The organism is Streptomyces sp. NBC_01537 (assembly GCF_045040445.1).
Lineage (GTDB): Bacteria > Actinomycetota > Actinomycetes > Streptomycetales > Streptomycetaceae > Actinacidiphila.
In genome coordinates this window covers 2,188,894-2,211,721 of the sequence record NZ_CP109392.1, presented here as the reverse complement: position 1 = coordinate 2,211,721, position 22,828 = coordinate 2,188,894, and the positions used below count along the sequence as shown (strand labels likewise).

At 71.7% G+C, this 22,828-nt stretch carries 18 protein-coding genes and 1 pseudogene; 6 read left to right on the top strand and 13 right to left on the bottom strand.

The window, feature by feature from the left end:
- Positions 1 to 125 precede the first annotated feature (125 nt).
- Entirely contained in the window at positions 126 to 2,447 is a 2,322-nt protein-coding gene (treY, locus tag OG607_RS10245) for a malto-oligosyltrehalose synthase (RefSeq protein WP_405721554.1), read from the bottom strand.
- Positions 2,448 to 2,594: 147 nt separating this feature from the next.
- Complete coding sequence (gene glgX / locus OG607_RS10240; protein WP_405721551.1) at positions 2,595 to 4,715, bottom strand: glycogen debranching protein GlgX; 2,121 nt, start codon at positions 4,713 to 4,715, stop codon at positions 2,595 to 2,597.
- A 235-nt stretch (positions 4,716 to 4,950) separates the two neighbouring features.
- On the opposite strand from glgX, the gene OG607_RS10235 reads away from it, so the two are divergent.
- From OG607_RS10235 to OG607_RS10220, 4 genes are all read left to right on the top strand, one after another.
- Positions 4,951 to 5,793, top strand: coding sequence for a Tat pathway signal sequence domain protein (locus tag OG607_RS10235; RefSeq protein WP_405721548.1), 843 nt, complete (start codon positions 4,951 to 4,953; stop codon positions 5,791 to 5,793).
- Positions 5,794 to 5,813: 20 nt separating this feature from the next.
- Complete coding sequence (locus OG607_RS10230; RefSeq protein WP_405721545.1) at positions 5,814 to 7,115, top strand: copper amine oxidase; 1,302 nt, start codon at positions 5,814 to 5,816, stop codon at positions 7,113 to 7,115.
- A gap of 139 nt (positions 7,116 to 7,254) precedes the next feature.
- The gene (locus tag OG607_RS10225) at positions 7,255 to 8,499 is read left to right on the top strand and encodes an SAV2148 family HEPN domain-containing protein (RefSeq protein WP_405721542.1); all 1,245 of its coding nucleotides are present in this window, start codon (positions 7,255 to 7,257) and stop codon (positions 8,497 to 8,499) included.
- Between the two features lie 62 nt (positions 8,500 to 8,561).
- Positions 8,562 to 9,272 carry an exonuclease domain-containing protein gene (locus OG607_RS10220; RefSeq protein WP_405721539.1) on the top strand — a complete coding sequence of 237 codons (711 nt, stop codon included), beginning with the start codon at positions 8,562 to 8,564 and terminating at the stop codon, positions 9,270 to 9,272.
- A 32-nt stretch (positions 9,273 to 9,304) separates the two neighbouring features.
- Here the strand turns inward: OG607_RS10220 and OG607_RS10215 are convergent, their stop codons facing one another.
- The 9 genes and pseudogenes from OG607_RS10215 to OG607_RS10175 all read right to left on the bottom strand — a co-directional run bounded on the left by OG607_RS10215 (position 9,305) and on the right by OG607_RS10175 (position 18,497).
- Complete coding sequence (locus OG607_RS10215; RefSeq protein WP_405721536.1) at positions 9,305 to 10,168, bottom strand: aminoglycoside phosphotransferase family protein; 864 nt, start codon at positions 10,166 to 10,168, stop codon at positions 9,305 to 9,307.
- A 36-nt stretch (positions 10,169 to 10,204) separates the two neighbouring features.
- Positions 10,205 to 11,299: a glutamate--cysteine ligase gene (locus tag OG607_RS10210; protein ID WP_405736673.1), complete on the bottom strand. Its 1,095-nt coding sequence runs from the start codon at positions 11,297 to 11,299 to the stop codon at positions 10,205 to 10,207.
- 47 nt (positions 11,300 to 11,346) lie between these two features.
- Positions 11,347 to 12,099, bottom strand: a complete 753-nt coding sequence (locus OG607_RS10205; protein WP_405721533.1) for a hypothetical protein — start codon at positions 12,097 to 12,099, stop codon at positions 11,347 to 11,349.
- Positions 12,092 to 12,688, bottom strand: coding sequence for an RNA polymerase sigma factor (locus OG607_RS10200; RefSeq protein WP_405736671.1), 597 nt, complete (start codon positions 12,686 to 12,688; stop codon positions 12,092 to 12,094). Before OG607_RS10200 ends, OG607_RS10205 begins: the two co-directional genes overlap by 8 nt.
- A gap of 81 nt (positions 12,689 to 12,769) precedes the next feature.
- Positions 12,770 to 13,600: pseudogene (locus tag OG607_RS10195) on the bottom strand (serine/threonine-protein kinase); the annotation flags it as partial.
- Positions 13,597 to 15,462 carry an ABC transporter ATP-binding protein gene (locus OG607_RS10190; protein ID WP_405721530.1) on the bottom strand — a complete coding sequence of 622 codons (1,866 nt, stop codon included), beginning with the start codon at positions 15,460 to 15,462 and terminating at the stop codon, positions 13,597 to 13,599. The pseudogene OG607_RS10195 and the gene OG607_RS10190, both read right to left, overlap by 4 nt.
- Before the next feature lie 6 nt (positions 15,463 to 15,468).
- Complete coding sequence (locus OG607_RS10185; protein WP_405721527.1) at positions 15,469 to 15,609, bottom strand: hypothetical protein; 141 nt, start codon at positions 15,607 to 15,609, stop codon at positions 15,469 to 15,471.
- 63 nt (positions 15,610 to 15,672) lie between these two features.
- Positions 15,673 to 16,209, bottom strand: coding sequence for a GNAT family N-acetyltransferase (locus OG607_RS10180; RefSeq protein ID WP_405721524.1), 537 nt, complete (start codon positions 16,207 to 16,209; stop codon positions 15,673 to 15,675).
- A 50-nt stretch (positions 16,210 to 16,259) separates the two neighbouring features.
- Positions 16,260 to 18,497: an MMPL family transporter gene (locus OG607_RS10175; protein WP_405736669.1), complete on the bottom strand. Its 2,238-nt coding sequence runs from the start codon at positions 18,495 to 18,497 to the stop codon at positions 16,260 to 16,262.
- Positions 18,498 to 18,823: 326 nt separating this feature from the next.
- On the opposite strand from OG607_RS10175, the gene OG607_RS10170 reads away from it, so the two are divergent.
- Positions 18,824 to 19,843 (top strand): methyltransferase, encoded by a 1,020-nt coding sequence (locus OG607_RS10170; protein WP_405721522.1) that lies wholly within the window; start codon positions 18,824 to 18,826, stop codon positions 19,841 to 19,843.
- A gap of 182 nt (positions 19,844 to 20,025) precedes the next feature.
- Here the strand turns inward: OG607_RS10170 and OG607_RS10165 are convergent, their stop codons facing one another.
- Complete coding sequence (locus OG607_RS10165) at positions 20,026 to 20,904, bottom strand: NAD(P)H-binding protein (protein WP_405721519.1); 879 nt, start codon at positions 20,902 to 20,904, stop codon at positions 20,026 to 20,028.
- Between the two features lie 119 nt (positions 20,905 to 21,023).
- Between OG607_RS10165 and OG607_RS10160 the strand changes: the two genes are divergently transcribed.
- Complete coding sequence (locus OG607_RS10160; RefSeq protein WP_405721517.1) at positions 21,024 to 21,842, top strand: LysR family transcriptional regulator; 819 nt, start codon at positions 21,024 to 21,026, stop codon at positions 21,840 to 21,842.
- 4 nt (positions 21,843 to 21,846) lie between these two features.
- On the opposite strand, the gene OG607_RS10155 is transcribed toward OG607_RS10160, so the two are convergent.
- Complete coding sequence (locus tag OG607_RS10155; protein WP_405721514.1) at positions 21,847 to 22,827, bottom strand: zinc-binding alcohol dehydrogenase family protein; 981 nt, start codon at positions 22,825 to 22,827, stop codon at positions 21,847 to 21,849.
- Position 22,828: the final 1 nt, after the last annotated feature.

Here is a 22,828-nt window from a genome sequence, read left to right as displayed (position 1 = left end):
CGCTGTGTCCCTTCGACGAGAGTGGGGAAGTCCGTCGGGTGAGGGTGATGGGAGCGCTCCCATTCGGAAGCTAGCGCGAAGCGGAATCCCTGTAAATGGCTGATGTCACGCGGGTTTCGGCCGTCTCACAGGGTGAGCAGCGCCACCGGGCCGTGGTCGAGCAGCTCCGCCACCCCGACCTTGCCCGAGTACGTACGCCGGGTCAGCAGATCCGTCCAGCCGCCGTCGGGCAGCGCCAGCTCGGTACCGCGCCAGCCGCCGGCCCCGGCCAGCCGGTGGGAGAGCCGGGTGACCACGGTCAGGGCCCGGCCGCCGCGCAGGAAGGCCACGCAGTGCGGGGCCGCCGGGCCGGACGCGTACAGCGGCTCGTACGTGGCGTGCTCGCCGAACCAGTCCGGGTGCTCGCGGCGCAGCCGGAGCGCGGCGGCGGTGAGCCGGCCCTTCTCGGACGGCTCGGGCGCGGGGGCGTACGGGGCGCGGTTGGCCGGGTCGACGAGGAGGAGCTGGTGGTCCTCGTCGCCCTGGTACACGTCGGGGACGCCCGGCATGGTGAGGTGGACCAGCGCCGCGCCCAGGCTGTTGGCGCGGGCCGGTGCTTCGAGCCGCGGGGCGATCCGGCCGACGGCGTACTTGGCCGGGCCGGCGACCAGCTCGCGCACGAAGGCCTCCAGCTGCTCCTCGTACGCCGGATCCTGCTCGGTCCAGCTGGTGCGCAGGCCCGCCTCGCGCTCCGACTTGAGCATGACGGAGGCGATGAGGCCGGCTGCCGAGGGGTTGTGGAAGACCGCGGCGTACTGCCATACGGCGTACTCCACATGGCGGTCCGGCAGCTGGACGCCGTGGCTGTCCGCGTACAGGCGGAAGTGGGCCGAGGACTCCCGCAGCCAGTCCTCCCAGTCCCCGGGCAGCTCGGAGATCGCCGCCAGCCGGGCGCGTACGTCGGCGCTGCGCTTGGTGTCGTGGGTGGTGAGGACGGTGCCGGTGGCCGGCCAGTCGCGCTGGAGGCGGGCGCAGAAGGCGTGGAAGTCCTCGGGGGCGGTCGCGGGACGGGCGGGGTCGCGGCCGACCTCGTTGAGGGAGAGGAGGGGATACCAGCGGTAGAAGGCGGTGTCCTCGACGGACTTCGCGCGCAGCGCGGACGACACCTGCGCGAAGCGCGTCGCGAAGTCGTCCTGGTCCGCGCCCCGGCCGAGCCTGCCGAGCGCGAGGCCGGCGACGGTGCCCGCCTCGGGCACGGCGGCCTCGCTCGCCGCGTTTTCCAGCATGCGCACGGCGGATTCGGGAGCCGGCTCGCCCGGCACGACGTACGGCCGGTAGAGCGGCATGCGCACCAGCACCTCGCGGATCGCGGTGCGCAGGGCGCTCTCGTCGGCGCCTGTGGCCCGCCGGGCGGCACGCGCAAGGCGGTCGACCTCGGCGGCGAGGTCGTGCGTGACGATGCGGTACGCGGCGTGCCGGGCGGTGGGCGCCCATGCACCGCCCCGGTCGGCGGGGGCGGCGGTGAAGTCCGCGTAGAAGCCGGTGAGGACCCGGACCCCTTCCGGGTCGGTGAACAGGCCGTCGACGCGGTCCAGCGCGTCGTAGCCGGTGGTGCCGGCGCAGGCCCAGTCGGCGGGCAGCGGCTCGTCGCCGGTGAGGATCTTCTCGACGACCGTCCAGGGGCCCCTGGCCGCCTTGCGCAGGCGGCGCAGATAGCCGGACGGGTCGACGAGGCCGTCCGGGTGGTCGATGCGGAGGCCGTCGGCGACGCCGTCGCGCAGGAGGCGCAGCAGGGTGGCATGGGTGGCCTCGAAGACCTCTTCGTCCTCGACCCGGAGCCCGATCAGCTCGGAGATGGTGAAGAAGCGGCGGTAGTTGATCTCGGTGCGGGCCTGCCGCCACCAGGCGAGCCGGTAGTGCTGGGCGTCGAGCAGTTGGCGCAGCGGCAGCTGCTCGGTGCCTGCGCGGAGCGGGAAGGCGTGCTCGTAGTAGCGCAGGGTGCCCTTCGTCACCCTCAGCTCGTCCAGCACCTCTTCCACCGGGCCGCCGAGCACGGGAAGCAGCAGCCGGCCGCCCTGTGCGTCCCAGTCGATGTCGAACCAGCGGGCGTACGGGGAGGCCGGGCCCTCGCGCAGCACCTCCCACAGCGGGTGGGCCAGATGCTCGGGCGCGGGCACGGCCATGTGGTTCGGCACGATGTCGAGGATCAGACCGAGGCCGTGCGCCCGGGCGGTGTCCGCCAGTGCGCGCAGGCCCTGCTCGCCGCCCAGCTCGTCGCGGACCCGGGTGTGGTCCACGACGTCGTAGCCGTGCGTCGATCCGGGGACCGCCTGCAGCACGGGGGAGAGGTGCAGGTGGGACACGCCGAGGCCGGCCAGGCGGGGGACGACGGCTTCGGCGGCGGCGAAGGGGAAGTCCGGCTGGAGCTGGAGGCGGTACGTGGCCGTTGGCACGGCGGGCGGGGTCATAGGGGACTGCCTACCCCGTTGTGCGGTGTGCTCATCGCACCGGGTGCGGGCGGTTGGGCCAGCCCGCTCCGCCTCAGGCGGACGGCCTACCCCCAGCCGGGTGGGGAGGGGGGAGGGGGAGAGGGAGGGGCGTAGGACGGGCTGACGTCACGCCGGGCGCTGCAGTACCACCATGCTTCGGTCGGCCAGGGTCAGGTGGTCGCCCTGCTTGACCTTGCGGCCGCTGCCGGGGGTCACGCCCTCCGGGCGTTCCGTGTCGACGACGACCTGCCATTCCTTGCCGTGGTTGACGGGGACGACGAATTCGATGGGGTCGGGGGAGGCGTTGAACATGAGGAGGAAGGAGTCGTCGGAGATCCGTTCGCCGCGGTCGCCGGGCTCGGAGATGGCGCTGCCGTTGAGGAAGACGACGAGGGACTTGGCGCGGGAGTCGCGCCAGTCCTGCTGGGTCATCTCGTCACCCTCGGGGGTGAACCAGGCGATGTCGGAGAGCTCGTCGTGGGTGCCTTCCATGGGGCGGCCGTGGAAGAAGCGGCGGCGGCGGAAGACGGGGTGGTCGCGGCGGAGCCAGACCATCTGGCGGGTGAAGTCGTGGAGGCGCTCGGCCTCGGCGTCGCCTTCCTTGGGCCAGGGGACCCAGGCGAGCTCGCTGTCCTGGCAGTAGGCGTTGTTGTTGCCGTGCTGGGTGCGGCCGAACTCGTCGCCGTGGGCGAGCATGGGGACGCCTTGGGAGAGCATCAGTGTGGCGACGAAGTTGCGCATCTGGCGGCCGCGCAGCGCGAGCACGCCCTCGTCGGCGGTCTCGCCCTCCGCGCCGCAGTTCCAGGAGCGGTTGTGGCTCTCGCCGTCGCGGTTGTTCTCGCCGTTGGCCTCGTTGTGCTTGTCGTTGTACGAGACGAGGTCGTTGAGGGTGAAGCCGTCGTGGCAGGTCACGAAGTTGATGCTGGCCAGCGGCCGCCGGCCGTCGTCCTGGTAGAGGTCGGAGGAGCCGGTGAGCCGGGAGCCGAATTCGGCCAGCGTCGCGTTCTCGCCGCGCCACAGGTCGCGTACGGTGTCGCGGAACTTGCCGTTCCACTCGGTCCACAGGGGCGGGAAGTTGCCGACCTGGTAGCCGCCCTCGCCGACGTCCCAGGGCTCGGCGATCAGCTTGACCTGGCTGACCACCGGGTCCTGCTGGACGAGGTCGAAGAAGGAGGACAGCCGGTCGACCTCGTGGAACTGCCGGGCGAGGGTGGCGGCGAGGTCGAAGCGGAAGCCGTCGACGTGCATCTCGGTCACCCAGTAGCGCAGCGAGTCCATGATCATCTGGAGCACGTGCGGGCTGCGCATGAGGAGCGAGTTGCCGGTGCCGGTCGTGTCCATGTAGTAGCGCGGGTCGTCGGCAAGCCGGTAGTAGGAGGCGTTGTCGATGCCCCGGAAGGACAGGGTGGGCCCGAGGTGGCTGCCCTCGGCGGTGTGGTTGTAGACGACGTCCAGGATGACCTCGATGCCGGCCCGGTGCAGGGCGCGTACCGCCGTCTTGAACTCCAGCACCTGCTGACCCCGGTCGCCCATCGAGGCGTAGGCGTTGTGCGGGGCGAAGAAGCCGATGGTGTTGTAGCCCCAGTAGTTGTTGAGGCCGGCGTCCACCAGGCGGTGGTCGTTGACGAACTGATGGACCGGCATCAGCTCCAGCGTGGTGACGCCCAGCTCGGTGAGGTGCGAGATGACCGACGGGTGCGCGAGGGCGGCGTAGGTGCCGCGGATCTCCTCGGGGAGGTCGGGGTGGAGCATGGTGAGGCCCTTGACGTGGGCCTCGTAGAGCACGGTGCGGTGGTAGTCGATGCGCGGGGAGCGGTCCTCGGACCAGTCGAAGTAGGGGTTGACCACCACCGAGGTCATCGTGTGCGGCGCGGAGTCCATGTCGTTGCGGCTCTCCGGCTCGCCGAAGCGGTAGCCGTACACCGCCTCGTCCCAGTCGATCGAGCCGCTTATGGCCTTCGCGTACGGGTCGAGCAGCAGCTTCGCCGAGTTGCAGCGGTGCCCCCGGGTCGGCTCGTGGGGGCCGTGGATCCGGAAGCCGTAGCGCTGGCCGGGCATGATGCCGGGCAGATAGGCGTGGCGTACGAACGCGTCCGCCTCGCGCAGCTCCACGGCGGTCTCCGAGCCGTCGTCGTGCAGAAGGCACAGCTCGATCCGCTCCGCGACTTCGGAGAAAACGGCGAAGTTCGTTCCCGCACCGTCGTATGTGGCGCCAAGGGGGTACGCCTGACCCGGCCAGACCTGCATGATGTCGACTCTTCCACTTCCCGGTCGGGCGCCGGTAGGCCGCACCCCCGGCCGCAACCTTGCCGAAGGTGCATCTTCACGTACAAACAGGCACTGTGACACGGAATCGCCAAGATCTTCCTCAGTACGGGTGTCCCAATTCCCCTGGCTGAACCAAGAATCCGGAATCTGTGAGCAACCTGTGTAGTGCTGACGCCCTCTTTATGGGTGACAGTACGACACACGGGAGACCTAAGTGACAGATCAGGGGGAAAGCCGTCCACCGGGATCAACCGGAAAAACCTGGACGGCCGGGCGCGGCGTCAGGCGCGCTCTCATCGGCGGCGGCATAGCCGTCGTCGCCACGGTGGCGATGATCGCGATCACGCTGCCGCTCAGCGCCTCGGGCGACGACCACTCCGGCAGCGACGGCGTCAACGCCGCGGCCTCCGGAGCGCCCGGCGGCGCCGCCACACCGACCACGGCGGCCAGTGAGAACGCGGCGCCGACGGGCGAGGAACAGACCGGACGGGGGCCTCTGACCAAGGCCGAGGTCGACCGGGCCAAGTCCATCGCCCTCGCACGGGGCGCGCTGCGCAGCGCCGAATCCGTCGACGGGGACCGGGGTCCGGAGTATGTGGACACCGACCTCGCCGACTCGGCCGAACCGTCGGGCGACGACGCCCGCCGCGTCGAGGTGCTCTTCTACGACTACGGGCACGACCAGCTCGTCAAGAAGACCGTCAACCTCACCACCGGCAAGGTCGAGCAGACCGACACCGCGACCGGCATGCAGCCGCCGCCGTCGGCCGAGGAGACCGCCGAGGCCGCCGATCTGCTCATAGCCGACCCGCTCGGCCAGGGCCTGCGGACCGACTTCAAGGCCGCCACCAAGGGCACCGAACTGACCGGGGCATCCCAGCTCACGCTGCGCGGGATCGCCTTCAACACCGCCGAGCAGTCCGCCCCCGCCGATCTGGCCAAGTGCGGCCAGCACCGGTGCGTACGGATGTTCACGCAGGTGAAGAACGGGCCCTGGATCGATACGACCGATCTGGTCGTAGACCTCAGCGACCGCACCGTAGCCCGGATCCAGTAGAGCAGGAGACCTCAGCAATCATGCGCACCTCAACCGTGCGCCGGGCCCTCGGTACGGCCTCGGCGCTCCTGCTCATACCCGCTTTCCTCGGCAGTGCGGTGTCCTCGCAGGCGCAGGCCGCGCCCACGGCCACCGCCGCGGCAGCCGCCGCCACCGACTGCGGCACGGCCACCGCCATCAAGAAGAAGCTGCCCAACGGCACCACCTGGACCATGTGCTGGCGCATGAGCGGCACAAAGGGCCTGGTCCTGGAGAAGATCGCCTACCAGCCGAGGAAGGAGTCCCAGCCGATCAAGGTGCTGGCCTCGGCCTCGCTCGCCCAGGTCAATGTGCCCTACGACTCGGGCGCGGTCGAGTACAACGACCTGTCCGACATCGGCTTCGGCAACACCGCGATCGACATCGGCGCCCCCGAGTGCCCCGGCGGCACGATCAGCTCCGCGTACATCACGCAGCAGGAACGCAACGTGAAGGCGCTGTGCACCAGCGTCCTGCCGCACGGCTACGCCTACCGCAGCGACATCTACGACAACACGGGGCACCAGAAGAAGTACACCAAGCAGGGCAGCGACCTGGTGGTCTTCTCCCTGTCCCAGCTCGGCTGGTACGAGTACATCACCCAGTGGAACTTCTCCGACGACGGCACCATCACCGCCAAGGTCGGCGCCACCGGCGACCTCTCGCCCGGCGACTACAGCGGCGCCGGCACCGGCTGGCCGATCGGCAAGGGCAACCGCGACTACTCCACCGCCCACTACCACTCGGTCTTCTGGCGGCTGAACTTCGGCCTGGACGGCTCGGCCCGGGCCAAGGTCCAGCAGTTCGACACCAAGAAGGCCGGCCGGGGCACCGGGGCCGAGATCCTCAAGACCACCAAGACCGACGTCACCAAGGAGCTCGCCGGCACCTCGGCGCTGCGCCGCTGGTGGCGGGTGGTCAGCACGGCCGGCAAGAACGCCGACCAGCACCCCAGGTCATGGGAGCTCGTCCAGCAGCACTCCGACCACTACGACGCCCACGCCTACACCTCGAAGGACGTGTACTTCACCCAGTACCGCGCCTGCGAGCAGTTCGCCAGCGGCAACAGCGACCCCGCCTGCCCCGTCGCAAGGGGAACATCGGTCGACAAGTGGGTGAACGGCGAGAATCTCACCCACCCCGTGATGTGGGTCAACGTCGGCTTCCACCACATCCCGCGCGACGAGGACCAGACCCCCATGCCGGTCCACTGGCAGGGCTTCCAGCTGGCGCCCCGCGACGTCACGGCCATGAGCCCGCTCACCCCGGACGAACTGTCCGGTGGCAATGGACAGGGGCACTGACGGCACGGGAACAGGACGGAATACGCCACTGCGTGCCGTAAGCATGTAGTGAAGTAGCGTCGTTACGGCTGCACCGCCTCCCGCCCCGCAGTACCCTTCCTTGATCGTGGACGGGGGCGGGAAGGCGGGTGCAGTCGTGATGTCGGGAGGTCTGGTACTCCCCGGTGGCGGCGAACAGGGGGACCAGGGCAGCGGCATCAACGACGGGACGACCACCTCGGTCTCCCTGGCGCTGCCACTGGAGATCGGAGCCGAACTGGACTGGGGCTCCGAGGCCTGGGCCGAGGTGCGTACGCGCGCCCGGCGCGCCGCGCGGGCCTACGTCTGGCTCAATCTTGTCGAACAGCGGCTCCGCGCCGTCGTGAACGCGATCCTGCGCCCCATCTACGAACCCGTCCACGGCGAGGAATGGGTGGTCGCCGCGGCCGGCCCCACCGGGCACGAATGGGTCCAGCGGGCCGCCGCCGTACGCGAGGTCAGCCGCCGCAAGGGCTTCCTCCTCGACCCCGCCGACGACAACATCCTCAGCTTCCTCACCCTCCCGCAGCTGCGCGAACTCGTCGTCCAGCACTGGCCCTGCTTCGAGCCCTACCTCGACGAGCGCCGGGAAATGGAACTGGCGCTGGACGAGCTCGAGGTCGCCCGCCACGTCGTCTCCCGCAACCGCGCCCTGTCCCGGACCGTCCTGGACCAGGCCGAGAGGGCCGCCGCCCGCCTCCTCGACATCCTCGGCTCCGGCCCCGGCTACCCCTCCGCCGACCGGCTCCCGGTCGACGCCGTCGAAGAGTTGGTCGCCGACCGCTACGCCGACGTCATCGGCGTCTATCCGGACCGCGTACGGCTCCAGCGCCAGCTCCCGGCCGAGAACCTGTTCGGCGGAGCCCGGCGGCTCGACGCCGTGGGCATAGGCCTCAACCTCCTCGTACAGAACTACTCCGGGCGCAGGCTGGTCCGGCTCGCCGAATCCGGCTGCCGGGTGCGGCTGCTCTTCCTCAACCCCGCGAGCAGCGCCGTGCGCAGGCGCGAGCGCGAACTCGGCCTCGGGCGGGGCGAGCTGAGCCGCAGTGTCGAGATGAACATCATGCACATGCGGCGGGTCCGGGCCCGGCTGCGCGACCCCGCCGCCTTCGAGATCCGGGTCTTCGACGAGACCCCTCGCTTCACGGCCTATCTGGTGGACGGGGACGGCCCGGACGGGCTGGCCGTCGTGCAGTCATATCTGCGCAAGGCGCGGGGCATGGAGGCGCCGGTGATGATCCTGCGCGGCGGGTCGCGCGACCTCGTCCAGGGCAAGGAGGACGACTCCGACGGGCAGCACGGCCTCTTCGAGGTCTACCGCGAGGAGTTCGAAGGCGTCTGGGCCGACTCCCGGCCGGTGTCCTGACTGTCAGTGCCTCACGAGAGGATGGCAGAGCACACGGGGGAACCGCAGGAAGGACGCTCGCCATGGGATGGCACCGGGATCTGCTGGTCGGCTTCGACCTCGAAACGACGGGTACGGACCCACTGACGGCACGCATCGTCACCGCCGCCGTCACGGAAGTCCGGGACGGCGAGCCGGTACGGCACCGGGAATGGCTCGTCGATCCCGGCGTCCCGATTCCCGAGGAGGCCACGGCCGTTCACGGCATCAGCACCGACCGCGCAGCCGCGGACGGCCGCTCCGCCGTCGAGGCCGTCGCCGAGATCGCCGACGCGCTGGCCGCGCACTGGGCCGCCGGAGTGCCCGTCGTCGTCTACAATGCACCCTTCGATCTCACCCTCCTGGCCGCCGAGTTGCGCCGCCACGGCCTTCCCTCCCTCGACGAACGCCTCGGCAGCGACATCGGCCCCGTCGTCGACCCCCTGGTCATCGACCGCTCCCTGGACCGCTACCGCCGCGGCAAGCGCACGCTCGAAGCGGCCTGCCAGTTCTACGGAGTCGTCCTCGACGACGCCCACGAAGCGGCCGCCGACGCGCTCGCCGCGGTCCGGGTGGCCATCGCCCTGGCCGAGCGCTTCCCCGAGGCCGGTGCGGGCGAGCTCTGGGAGCTCCACCGCTCCCAGGTCGGCTGGTACGCGGACTGGGCCGCCGGCTTCCAGAAGTTCCTGGCCCGTCAGGGCGGCGCCCCCGCGGCCGAGATAGACACGGCGTGGCCGTTGCGGGCGCCGGCGTAGCGCCGCCTGCCCAGGGCCTGTCCGGCCGGCGGTCAGAAGGTGTGCCAGCGCACCGTCGGGTCACCGTCGCGCAACGACGCGACGCGGCGGCGGAATTCGGCGAGTGCCGCCGGATTCGCGGGGGCCTGCTGTGCGACCCAGGCGCAGCTGGCGGTCTCGCGCGCGCCGCGCAGGACGGCGCAGCCGTCCCAGTCCCGTACGTCCCAGCCGTAGGCGTCCGTGAAGGCGTCGTAGGCGTCCGGGCCGAGGCCGTAGCGGTCCCGGCTCAGGGCCATGACGACGAGGTCGTGCTCGCGCAGGTCGTCGGAGAAGGTCTCCAGGTCGACGAGGACCGGCCCGTCCGGCCCGATGTGGACGTTGCGGGGCAGGGCGTCGCCGTGGATGGGCCCGGAGGGCAGCCGGGGGGTCAGGGCCGCCGCGGCGGTGGCGAAGCCGTCGCGGCGGGCGCGGAGGTAGTCCGCGTCCGCCGGGTCGATGGCGTCGCCGGCAAGGCGGAGCCAGCGCTCGACGCCGCCCAGGAGATCGCGCCGGGGGAGCGGGAAGCCGGGCCGCGGAAGGGCGTGGACGACCCGGAGCAGCCCGGCGAGGTCGGCGGGCCCGGCGGAGCGCACGGGCTCGGGCAGCCGGTGCCAGTACGTCACCGGGTGCCCGTCCACGAGCCGGGCGCCGGGCTCGGCGGCCCGGACCGCCGGCACGCCCAGTCCGGCCAGCCAGACGGCGGTACGCGCCTCCCGCTCGGCCCGCGCCAGCAGCTCCGCGTCGCGGCCGACCTTGACCACGATGCCGCCGTCCAGCTCGAAGACCGCGTTCTCGCCGAGCGCGATGAGCTTCGCGGTGCCGCTGGGGTGCCCTTCGGCGCCGAGCACATCCCGGGCCAGCTCTTCGGTGAACGCCATGACCCGATGATCCCAGAAGGGCCCTGGGCGAACGCCTCAGAAGAGCAGCGTGCGGCTGACCGCTTCCCGTACGACCGCCGCCGGCCCCCGCTCCCCGTACACCGCCCGCTGCCACCGTGCGCCCGTGCCGGTGGCGAGCAGCCGGTCGATGCCGGCCCGTACGGTGTCGAGGTCGCCGGATTCCTTCAGCGCGGCCTCGGTGTGCTCCACGAGCGCCTCGACCACCTCGCGGGCGGTCGTGGGCCGCTGGGTGCGCGGGTGCAGGAGCGGGCCGTCCAGGCCGGAGCGGCAGGCGCGCCAGGCGGCGAGCTGGAGGAGGGGGACGCCGATGTCGGGGGCGGGGCGGCCGGCCGTCCAGTCGCGGGAGGCGGTGACGACGAGGGCGCGGACGAGGGCGGCGAGGAGGAGGGCGTCCTCGATGTCGGGGCAGACGTCGCAGACCCGGACCTCGACGGTCGGGTAGGCGGCCGAGAGCCGGGCGTCGAAGTACATCATCGCCTCGTCGAGCATCACGCCCGAGGCCAGCAGCTCGGAGACGGTCCGCCGGTAGCCCTCGGCGGACCCGAAGGCCTGCGGCGGCCCGGCGGTGGGCCACCGCCCGAAGACCTGGTAGCGGTAACCGGCGAAGCCGGTGTCCTGGCCCTGCCAGAATGGCGAATTCGCGCTCAGGGCGAGCAGCGGGGCCAGCCACGGCTGGATCCGGTCGATGACGGCGACGCCCTCCTCGTCCGAGCCGACCTCGACGTGGATGTGGCAACCGCAGGTCAGATGCTCACGCGCGGTGATCCCGAAGGCCTCCGCCATCCAGCGGTAGCGCTCGTCCGAGGTCAGCCGCGGCGACACCGCGACCGGCGAGGTGGCCAGCGCGGCGACCTCCACGCCCTGCGTTCTGGCCAGCGCCGATGCCCGTCCCCGCCAGCCGCGCAGCTCGTCGCGCAGCCCGTCGAGGCTCTCGCAGGGGGAGGTGTTGGTCTCCAGCTGTTCCTGCTGCAGTTCGGCCACCAGTTCGCCACCCGGGCCGTCCTTGACGACCGGGCCGAGGCCGTCCAGAACGGCTCCGGCGACCGCGCGGGGCTCACAGCTGCCCGCGTCCACCAGCAGAAGTTCTTCTTCCACCCCCAGGCTTCGCACCACAGCTAACGGATACCCCTTCCCGGCCGGGGATACCCGTTCGGGGGTCACCGGGTGGGATCCGCGAAGGTGGCGGTGGCCATGATTGAGCCGTCGTCGGCGAGGAGACGGGCGTGGGTGACGGGCGAGGAGCCCCCGGAGTAGGGGCCGCCCCACTGGGCGTAACCGTCGGTGAGGGCGAAGGAACCGACCGTGGCGGTGGAGCCGTCGGCGCGCTGGATCTGGCAGCGGACGGTGCCGTCGACCGTCAGGCCCTCGGCGTCCACGGACATGTAGACCCAGGGGGAGGGGCCGGTGAAGGCGAAGGCCTGGCCGATGTACTGCCCCGAGGAGGTGAGGTCGGCGGCGAGCAGGGTGTTGGCCGGATCCGGGACCGGCGCCGGAACCGTCGGGGCGGTGGGGGCGCGGTCGGCGCTGAGGTCACCGAGGGCCCAGCCGCCCAGCCCCACGGCGAAGGCGGCAGCGGCGGCGGCCGTGGCGAGCACCAGCCGCCGCCACCGTGGCCACTGGGGCCACCTCGGCGGCCGCTCGCCGGTCCGGGTGGCCCGGGTGGCCCGGGGCCGCACCCCCATCCGCTCCAGCACGCGGCCCTCGAACCCCACGGGCGGCTCGGCGCCCGGGATGAGGTCCGTCAGCCCGTCGGCCGCATGGGCCAGCTCGCGGACGTGGCCGCGGCACGCGGGGCAGTGCTGAAGGTGCGCCACCGCGGCGGCGCGCTCCCGGGCGGGGAGGATGCCGAGCGCGAGTTCCGCGCCCGTCTCCCGGAGCCGCGCACAGGCGAGCCGGCCGTCGTCAGTCATGGCCCGTCCTGCCGTCCTGCGCTGCGGTGGCGGCCATCAGCTCGCGGAGCTTTCCCATGGCCGTCCTGATCCGGGTCTTCGCGGTGCCCAGCGGTATGTGCTCGAAGTCCGCCACCTGCTGGGCGGTCATGGCGTAGATCCCGGCCATGACCAGGGCCCGTGCCTGCTCGCGCGGCAGTTCCGCGAGGGCGTCGCGGAGCTCGGCGGAGGTCTCCTCCGCGATGGCCTGCCGTTCCGGGGTCCGGGTGATGGTGTCGAGCAGCATCGCCAGCTCGCCGGGGTCGACCGGGACGGCCCTGCGGGTACGGATGGCGTCGATCGCCAGATTGTGGGCGATGGCCGTCAGCCAGCCGCGGACCGAGCCACGGCGGGAGTCGTAGACCTGGGCATGCCGCCAGGCCCGCTCGAAGGTCTGCTGGGCGATGTCCTCGGCGAGCTGGGCATCGCCGGTCACCGTGATGGCCACGCCGAAGATCCGGTGCTGGAATCTCCGCACGAACGCCACGGCGATCTCGGGATCCCCGGTGCTCAGACCCGCCAGCAGTGCGTCGTCGGGCATGCGCTCCAGGGGAAGGCCCATCTGGTGCATATCTCTACTACGTAACACCTCGGCGGAGGGATTGCGCTGTCCGTGCGGCAGCAGCCCGTCCAGGATCCCGGCGAGCTCGTCCACCGTCGGCCGCGCACCCGGGTCCGGCTCCAGGCAGCGGTCGATCGCGTCGGCGAGCGGGTGCGGCAGGCGTCTGCGGCGGGTCCTGACGGACGGTGCACGCCCCTCCAGCTGCGGATACCAGCCGCCCCCGCCGGACGTGTACGACGTGTACGACGACCCGGAGGCCGTCTCGCCGCAGTCGAAGGGCACCTCGCCCGTGGCGGCCTCGTACAGCGTCACCCCCACCCCCCACACGTCGGCCGCCGCCGTGAGCGTTCCACCGCGCGCCTGCTCGGGAGCGAGATAGCCGAATGTGCCCATGCCCGCCGGGGCGGGCCCGGGGGCGCGGGCCACACTGAGGTCGAGGACCTTCGCACGGCGGCTCTCCACCACGATGTTGGACGGCTTGATGTCCAGGTGCAGCAGGCCCCGCCCGTGCAGGAAGTGCAGCGCGGAGCACACGTGCAGTCCGAGGAAGGCCAGGTCGTTGGCTGCCGGCCGGTGCCGGAGGCGGCGGATCAGATACGACAGGGTCTCGCCGGTGAGCGTCTCCAGGACGACGACCGGCTCCGGCGCCTCGATCGTCTCGTACGCGCGGACCAGGTTGGGGTGGGTGAGGTCCTGCAGCCAGCGGCCCTCCCGCAGCAGCCGGTCCCGCAGCCGCTCCTCGTCGCGCCGGTCCGGGCGAAGCAGCTTCACGACGCAGCGGCACTCCCGTTCCCGGCTCCAGGCGTCGTAGACGTCCAGCCAGCCGGTGCGGGACAGGTGGGCCAGGATCTCGTACCCGGGGGCGGGCGCCGGTCCGGGCTCCAGGGGCGGCGGGGCGGGCCTCGCGTCGGCGCGGCTCATGAGACCACCCGCACGGCGGAGCCGCTCTGCGGGAGCGGCCGGAGCGGCCGGTGGAGCCGGTGCAGCCGGGCGTACGCCGCGCCGCGCAGGAGCAGGTCCTCGTGGGTGCCGTACTCCACGACCCGGCCGTGGTCCAGCACCAGGATCCGGGTGGCATCGCGGACGGTGAGCAGGTTGTGCGAGATGACGATCGTGGCGCGTCCGGCCATCAGCGTGCGCAGCGGCTCCAGGATCCGCTCTCCCGATTCGGCGTCCAGGCCGGTGGTCGGCTCGTCGAGGATCAGCACGGGTGCGTCCCGGATCATCGCGCGGGCGATCGCGATGCGCTGCCGCTGCCCGCCGGAGAGCAGCCGGCCGCGCTGGCCCACCAGGGTGTCGTAGCCATCCGGGAGCAGCGTGATGAACTCATGCGCGTCGGCGGCGCGCGCGGCCGCCACGATCTCCTCCTCTGCCGCCTCAGGGCGGCCGTAGGCGATGTTCTCGGCCACCGTGCCGTGCAGGACCAGGGTCTCCTGGAGGACCACCGCGATGCTGTCCCGCAGGTCGGACAGGCTCAGCTCCCGCAGGTCGGTGCCGTCGAGCCGGACGGCTCCCCGGCCGGGGTCGTAGAAGCGCAGCAGCAGTTTGGCGGCGGTCGACTTCCCGGCGCCGCTCGCCCCGACCAGCGCCAGGGTCTCGCCCGGCGAGACCTGGAAGGAGACCTCCGAGAGCGCGGGCCGGGAGGTCTGCGGATAGCTGAAGCAAACCCCGTCGAACTCCACATCGCCGCGTGCCGGCCGCAGCGGCCGGGGACGGGCGGCCTCGGTGACCTGCGGGCGCTGGTCGAGGAGCTCGATGATGCGCTCGGCGGAGGCGGACGCCGAGTAGAAGGTGTTGCTGAGCCGGGAAAGATCGCGGATCGGGCTGTACAGCTGGCTCAGCAGCGCCAGGAAGACCAGCAGCCCGCCCAGCGTGAGCTGCCCCCGCGCCAGCTCCCATGTGCCCAGGCCCATGACGGCCAGCGCGCCGGCCAGCTCGATCAGATCGATCAGCGGGCCGAACAGGGCGCGGATCCGCGTCGAGGTCATGGCCGCGTGGAACCTGCCGACGTTCTCCCGCTCGAACCGGCCGTGCTCCCACTCCTGCCGGTTGTAGGCCTGTACGAGGGCGATGTTGCCGAGCACCTCCTCGGTGATCGCGCTGATCGATCCGCTGCGCCGCCTGCGCTCCCGCGACGCGGCCTTGATCAGCCCGGAGAAGCGGCGCGCCGCGAACCAGAACAGCGGCCCGATGACGAGCGCCAGCAGCGTCAGATCCCACCGCAGGTAGAACAGCAGGCCGAGGAAGACGCCCAGCCGCATCACGTACCAGACGGCGTTCGCCACCCCCGAGAGCAGAAAGGTCTCGACGGCGTCGACGTCACCGGTCACGCGGGACAGCACGTCGCCGAGCCGCCGCCGCTCGAAGAAGCCGAGCGAGAGGCCCTGGACATGCCGGAAGACATCCGACCGCAGGGACAGCAGAAACCGCTCGCTGACCCACGTCGATGTCACGTCATCGGTGAAGGCGAGGACGCCCGAGACGGTGAACAGCCCCCCGTACGCGAGGGCGATCGGGGGGAAGGCGCTCAGGTCGCGGGGCACGAGCACGTCGTCCACGACGAGCTTGAACAACCAGATCTCGGCAGCGTCGACGACCGGCCCGGCCATGCTGAAGACGAGGATCAGCACGAGCCAGCGCCGGCCGCCGTGGGTATAGGGCCAGAAGCGCCGGAACACCTCCCGCAGCGGGACGGGCGGTGCGGCGGCGACGACGGCGTCGGGGTCCTGAGCCACCGACAGCAGTCGTCGCAGCGCGCTCCACCGGCCCGGTCGGACCGGCATGCGGGGTCAGTGGTTCCTGTGGTGACTGGTACGACGGTGACGACGGTGGCGGCGACGGCCGGTGCTGTCGTTGGACGTCGCGGTGGTCTTGCCCTTCTTGCCGTCGTGCCGGTGTTTGGCGGGAATCATGTGGCTGAAGATCGCCATGGTCTTCCCCTTCCTCGGGTGTGACTACCTGGGATACGAACGAGGAAGGGGATGGGATTGCGCTCAGGCCTGGTACTCGGTGAGGTCGATGGCGTGGACGCGCAGCGGATGGCCGTACACCGGGTGCTTCGTGACCCGGTCCGGGACCATGCCGAGCTTGCGCATGACGTTCTCGGAGGCGTCATTGCCGATCCGGGCGATGCTGATGACGCGGTCGAGGCCGCGGTCCGTGAGCGCGAACTCCAGCACGGCCTGGGCGGCCTCGGAGGCGTATCCCTGGCCCCAGAACGGTGTGCCGAGCCGCCAGCCGATCTCGACGGCGGGCAGCACCTCCGGGAGGAAGTCGGGCACGGACAGTCCCACGAAGCCGGCCAGCTCGCCGGAGGCCAGGAGCTCGACGGCGAAGAGGCCGAAGCCCTCGTCGTCCCACTCCTCCTCCCAGCGCTCGATGTTCTCGGCGGTCTGCTCCAGGTCGCGGACCGAGCCGTCGCCGATCCAGCGCATGACCTCCGGGTCCGCGTTGATTTCCGCCATGGGGACGAGGTCGTCGTCCTCGTCCCAGCGGCGCAGGAGCAGTCGGGGGGTGTGGATCTCGGTCATGGCCCCATCCTGTCACCCGACAGGATGGGGCCGGTGCCGCAGGACAGGCCCTAGCCGCGTACGGCCGCTTCCGGGCGGGTCGGCTCCGGGGCCGGCGGGGCGGTGAGCGCCTCGTCGTGTGTCATGTCCGGCAGCCAGCCGAGCCACTTCGGCAGGTACCAGTTGCGCTCGCCGAGCAGGGCCATGACGGCCGGCAGGAGTACGCCGCGGATCACGGTGGCGTCGATGAGGACGGCGGCGGCCAGGCCGACGCCCATCTGCTTCATGCTCTGCATGGACAGCGTCCCGAAGATCGCGAAGACCGCGACCATGATCACGGCGGCGCTGGTGACGACCCCCGCCGTGGTCACGATGCCGTGCTCGATCGCGCCGCGCGTGGTGAGCCCGCGCATGCGCGCCTCACGGATCCGTGACACCACGAACACGTGGTAGTCCATGCTCAGCCCGAAGAGGATCACGAACAGGAACAGCGGCAGCCAGGACTCCACCGCGCCCACGCCCGTCGCGCCGACCAGCCCGGCGCCCCAGCCGTGCTGGAAGACGACGGTGAGGATCCCGTACGCGGCGCCCACCGACAGCAGGTTCAGCGCGATGGACGTCAGCGCGATCGTCAGCGAGCGGAACGACATCAGCATCAGCAGGAAGGCGAACACGACCACGAAGGCGAAGACCGGGGGCACACTGCTGCTGATCTTCTCGTTGAAGTCCATGGACGCTGCCGTGTCACCGCCGATCGGCGCGCTGAACCCGGCCACCGTCACCTTGCCCAGGGTGTCCGGCCGTACGGTGTCGCGCAGCAGTCGCAGCGACTTCTCCGCCCTGTCCTGGTCAGAGCCTCCGACCAGCGGGATGCCGACCTCCGCCACGTTCTCCTTGTTGTGCCAGGTCACCTCGACCGGGCCCTTGGTGGCGCCCTTGGCGAGGGCCTCGGCGCGGAAGGCGTCGACCGCCTTGTGCACGGCGGGCGAGGTGATGTCGTCGGCCTTCACGACCATCCGCGCGGGCGCCGGACCACCCGGGAAGGCCTCGTTGATGTGGTCGTACGCCCTTACGATCGGGAAACTGTCGCCGAGATCCTGATCGAGCGACAGGTTCGCGGTGTGCAGCCCGGCGGCCGGGATCGTGATGGCGATCAGCACGCCGCCCGCGAGCGCCGCCGACAGACCCGGCCTGCGCAGGACGCGTCCGAGCACGGCCCGCCAGAAGCGGCTCTCGACCTGCGCATGCTGCGTACGCTGCGCGTGCGGCGTGCGCTTGCGGCGGTTGAGGAACGGGATGCGGCCCTTCTCGACCCGGTCGCCCAGCAGCGACAGCACCGCGGGCAGCACGGTCACGGAGCCGAACATCGCGACGGCCACCACCATCATCGTGGCCAGGCCCATCGCCTGGAAGTCGGCGAGCCCGGTGAACAGCATGCCCGCCATCGCCACGATCACCGTCACCCCGGAGACCAGGATGGCCCGCCCGGAGGTCGCGGCCGCGATGCGCAGCGCGGTCTGCGGATCACGCCCGGCGGCGCGCTCCTCGCGCTCGCGGCGCACGTAGAACAGGCAGTAGTCGACGCCGACGGCCAGACCCACCAGCAGCATCACGGAGTTGGCGGTGTCGTTCATCGGCATCAGGTGGCTGACCACGGCCACCAGCCCGGTCGTCGCAAGGAACGCAGTCATCGCCAGTGCCACCGGCAGCAGCGCGGCGACCAGCGCGCCGAAGGCGATCAGCAGGATGCCCAACGCGACCGGCACCGCCGAGTACTCGGCCCGCTTGAAGTCGCTGCCGAAGGCGTCGTCGAAGACCTTCTGCGAGCTCGCGTCGCCGAACTGCTCGACCCGCAGGTCCTTGTGCTGCTCCTGCACGCCCCGCACCGCGGCGAGGACCGGCTCGACCCGGTCCGACGCGGTGTCCGGGTGGCCGAGCATGTCGAACCTGACGAGGGCGGACCTGCCGTCCGCCGAGATCGTGTCGATGTCGTACGGCGACTGGACGTTGGTGACCTTGCCGGTGTCCTTCACCGCGGTGATCAACCCGCCGACCGCCGTGCGGAACGCCGGGTCGGTCGCCTTGACCGTCCCGCCCGTCGACTGGACCAGCACGATCTCCCCGGCCGGGCCGTCGTTCAGCCCCGCCTCGTCCAGGATCTTCACCGCCTGCCCGAACTCGCCCGGCACCTCCTGGCTGTCCGTCGTGTCCACCCGCCCGGCCACCGACCCGATGGCCAGCGCCAGGACCACGAACAGCAGCCAGCCGCCGACCGCCAGCCAGCGGTGCCGGGCGCTCCACCCGCCCATCGCGGCGGCGATGCCCGCCCTTTCGTGTGTGCGTGCAGTGCGTGCCACGTCGTCCCCCTCATACCGGCTCGTACCGGCTCATGCCCGGCGACGGTCTCTTACCGCCGCCTTACGCACTCGACGCTATGGCCGTCGGCGCGGCCAATGAATCGGGCTGCCCGGTGAGTTGGGGGTGGGCTTCTCCTCCCCGGGGAGTGGGGGTAACCCCACCCCCGGGAGGCCGATGTCCCTTACAGGTTCCCCGCCGCGTGAGCGGGGCCCCATGGCAGGCTGAGACGACGGACCGGGCTCAGCGGAAGCGGGAAGCAACAGAAAAGGGGACGAGGATGGCAGACCAGCCGGCGGCGCTCGAAGGCGTGCTGCGGATTCTGCAGATCAACGAGGCTCACATCTGCGGGCACATGCTCCAGTTATCCGCCGAACTCGGCATCGCCGACCTCCTGGCCGCCGGCCCGCGCGACGCCGCCGGCCTGGCCACCGACACCGGCACCGACCCCGACGCCCTCCACCGGCTGCTGCGCTTCCTCGCCGGCCAGGGCATCTTCACCGAGGACGAGGCGGGCCGCTTCTCCCTCACCCCCACCGGGGACTGCCTGCGCTCCGACCACCCCCAGTCGCTGCTGGACCTGCTGAGGTGGTCCACGGTGGTCTCCCGCACCTTCCAGGACGCCAGACACAGCCTGCGCACCGGCCTGCCCGCCTTCCCCGAGGCCTTCGGGCAGCCCCTGTTCGAGTACCTCCGCGACCACCCGGAGGTGGGCGGCCACTTCAACGGCGCCATGGCCGGGTTCAGCCGGCTGGAGAGCGCGGCCGTGACCGGCGCGTACGACTTCTCCGGCGCCCGCGTCGTGGTCGACGTCGCGGGCGGGGACGGCACCCTGCTCGCCGACCTGCTGAAGGCCCACCCCGCGGCGGAGGGCGTGCTGCTGGAGCAGCCGCACGTCGTGGAGGACGCGGCCAGACGCTTCGAGGCCGAGGGGCTGGCCGCGCGCTGCCGGGTGACCAGCGGCGACTTCTTCGAGGAGATACCCGCCTCAGGCGACCTCTACATCCTCAAGTCGATCATCCATGACTGGGCCGACGACGACGCCCTGCGCATCCTCACCGCCTGCCGCCGCGCCATGGCCCCCGGCAGCCGCCTCCTCCTCATCGAGGCCGTCGTCCCGCCCGGCAACACCCCCGGCGAGGCCAAGCTCCGCGACGTCGTGATGCTCACCCTCCTCGGCGGCCGCGAGCGCACCCAGGAGGAGTACGCGCAGCTGCTCGGCAAGGCCGGACTGCGGCTCGCCCGGGTCATCGGCACCCGCTCGCCCCTGCAGATCCTGGAGGCGGTGCCGGCGGCCTAGTGCGGTGACCGGAATGATTTGCCGGGTCCGTCCGGCTTCCGGTTCCGTCCTCAATCGCCGGACGGGCTGAATTCAGCCCGTCCGGCGATTGAGGACAAAGCGCAGCCGGCGGGCTGCGCAACCCGGCGATCGTTCCCGGCCACAGCACTAGGCCCTAGGCGGACTAGGCGGACTGTCCGGGTTCAGGCCAGGACGGCCGGCTTGAGCACCTCTTCGCACCACTGGCGGAAGCCGGTCGGGGTGGTGGACTGCGGGGTGCGCGGCTCGGCGTTGTCGAGACCGTTGTCCTTGGCGGTCATCATGTCGACCATGCCCTGGGCCATGGCCTCGGACATCCCGCGTTCCCTCAGCGTGGCCCGGAAGGCCTCGGTGGGGATCTGCTGGAAGCGCACCGGTTTCCCCAGCACCTCGGACATGATCCGCGCCATGTCGTTGTGGGAGAGGTCCTCGGGCCCGAGCACCGGGACGTCGGCCCGTCCGCTCCAGGACCGGTCGAGCAGCAACCCGGCGGCGACGGCCGCGATGTCGCGGGTGGCGCAGGCCGGAGCCTTGAGGTCCCCGGAGACCGGCGAGAAGAACATGCCCGTGTCCCTGATCGGGGCCACTTGGCGGAGCATGTTGTCCATGAACGAGGGCATCGTCAGCGCCCGGTAGCTCACGCCCGTGCTCGCGATCAGGTCGTCCATCGCCAGCGCCGCCGAGACGTGCCCGGCATTGCCGGTCACCCCGCGGCCCAGGGCGGAGATCCCGACGACGCGACTGACCTCCTGGCTCTTGAAGGCCTCGCACGCCGCCCGGCTGAAGTCCAGATAGGCGTCCATGACGCTCTCGGCGTGATGGATCGGCGGCACCAGCCAGAAGACGCAGTCGGCGCCTGCGAACGCCTCGTCGACGACGCCGAAGTCGTCGTGCGATCCGGCAACGACCTCGACACGCTCACGTATTCGTGGGGAGAGCCGGGACGGATCGCGTGCGATCACCCGGATCTGCTCACCGCTGCCGAGCACGTTCTCGATGACCTGGCGGCCGATCTGGCCGGTGGGGGTGGTGATGACGATCATGGAAAGGAAACCTCCGGACAAGCGGCGAGCGGACTCCCCGGACGCCGTGTCAGGTAACCCTCCGCTCGGGCGGCGTTGCTCGTCCAATACCTCTTCGCGCACATTGATACCCTGTGGGTATGGATCTGGACCTTCGCAAACTGCGGTATTTCACGGCCGTCGCGGAGCACGGGCACTTCGGCCGGGCCGCCGAGCAACTGCACATCGCGCAGCCCGTCCTCAGCCGGCAGATCCGCGCACTGGAGCAGGAGCTCGGCTGCGCGCTGCTGGAGCGCACGACCCGCACGGTCCGGCTGACCCCGGCCGGCGAGCAGTTGCACAAGGACGCGCCCGGCGTGCTCGCCGCGGCGCTCACCGCCACGCTGCGCGTGCACGGCGCCGCACGCGGCCCGCACCGCCTGGCCGTCGGTTTCGCACCCGGGCTGAGCGTCTCGGCCGCGGTCCGTGCGTTCGCGCAGGCCCACCCAGGAGTCGAGGTCGAACTGCTCCGCCTGAACTGGTACGAGCAGGCCGAGGCGCTGCGGAACGGCCGGGCCGACATCGGCTACCTCCGCCGGCCGTTCGACGGCGCAGGGATCCGCACCATCCCCACCGGCAGCGAGCCGAAGGTCGCCTGCCTGCCCGCCACCCACCCCCTCGCCTCCCGGCGCCGGCTCGTCCTGGCCGACCTCGACGGCGAGACGGTCCTGGACGCCGCCGCGCGCCGCACCGCGACCATCGAGGAGAAGTTCGAACTCGTCGCGGTCGGGTGCGGCATCGCCCTCGTGCCGCGCAGCGTCGCCCGCTATTACTCGCGCCCCGACCTCGTGCACCGGCCGGTGAGCGACGCCGAACCGTTCGAGATCTGCCTCGCCGTGGCCGAGGACCGTCACCGGCAGCAGCACCTGCGGGACTTCCTGACCGTCGCGGCGCCGGTCCTGACCGACCGGCGCCCGTAGGGTCCTACCCACCCACCCGCAGGAGCAGTTTGCCGGTGCTGCCGCCCGACTCCAGGGCCATGTGCGCCCGGGCGGCGTCGTCGAGCGGGAGGACGCCGGTGATGCCGAGGCGGATCTCGCCCTTCGCCAGCAGCCTCAGCGCCTCGCGGGTGTACTGGGCGAGCAACTCCGGTGCGCGGCGCGCGAGGTCGCCGATGTTGAAGCCGGTGACGGACCGGTTGTGCTTCCACAGATCCCAGACCGAGGTGTCCCAGTCGTCGTGCCGCCCGGCGTCGCCGTAGACCGCGACGCGGCCGAAGGGGGCAAGGACCCTGAGGCTCGCCTCGCGTACCGGGCCGCCGACGGGGTCGAGGACGAGGTCGACGCCGCTCACCGCGTCGGCGAACTCCTCGCGCAGCAGTACGCGGTCGTAGCCGAGCCCGGACGCGTACTCGGCCTTGTCCGGCGAGCCCACGGTGCCGATGACGGTGCGGGCACCCAGAGCGCGGGCGAGCTGCGCGGCGGCGGTGCCGACTCCGCCGGCGGCGGCGTGGATGAGGACGGTCTCGCCCGCGCGGAGCCGCCCGGCGCCGGCCAGAAGCCCGTAGGCGGTCGGCAGTACGCAGGAGACGCCGCCGGCGACGTCCAGGCCGATGTCGCCGGCGTGCGTGCGCAGGGGCTGGACGAACACGGCCGGGGCGAGGGCGTACTCGGCGTAGCCGCCGAAGGCGGGGAGGTACGCGGCGACGGCCTCGCCGTCGGTGAGGCCGCTCACGCCCTCGCCGACGGCGGCGATGTGGCCGGAGACCTCCAGACCGGGTATGTCGAGCCCACCGGGCCCGTCCGGCTCGCCGAACTCCCCGCGGCGGTGCTGGACCTCGGCGAAGTTGACCCCCGCGTAGGCCACCCGGACCAGCACCTGGCCGGGGCCCGGCACAGGCACGGGGATCTCCAGGGCCCTGAGTACTTCCGGCCCGCCGTTGACGTCGAATCCGATCGCGCGCATG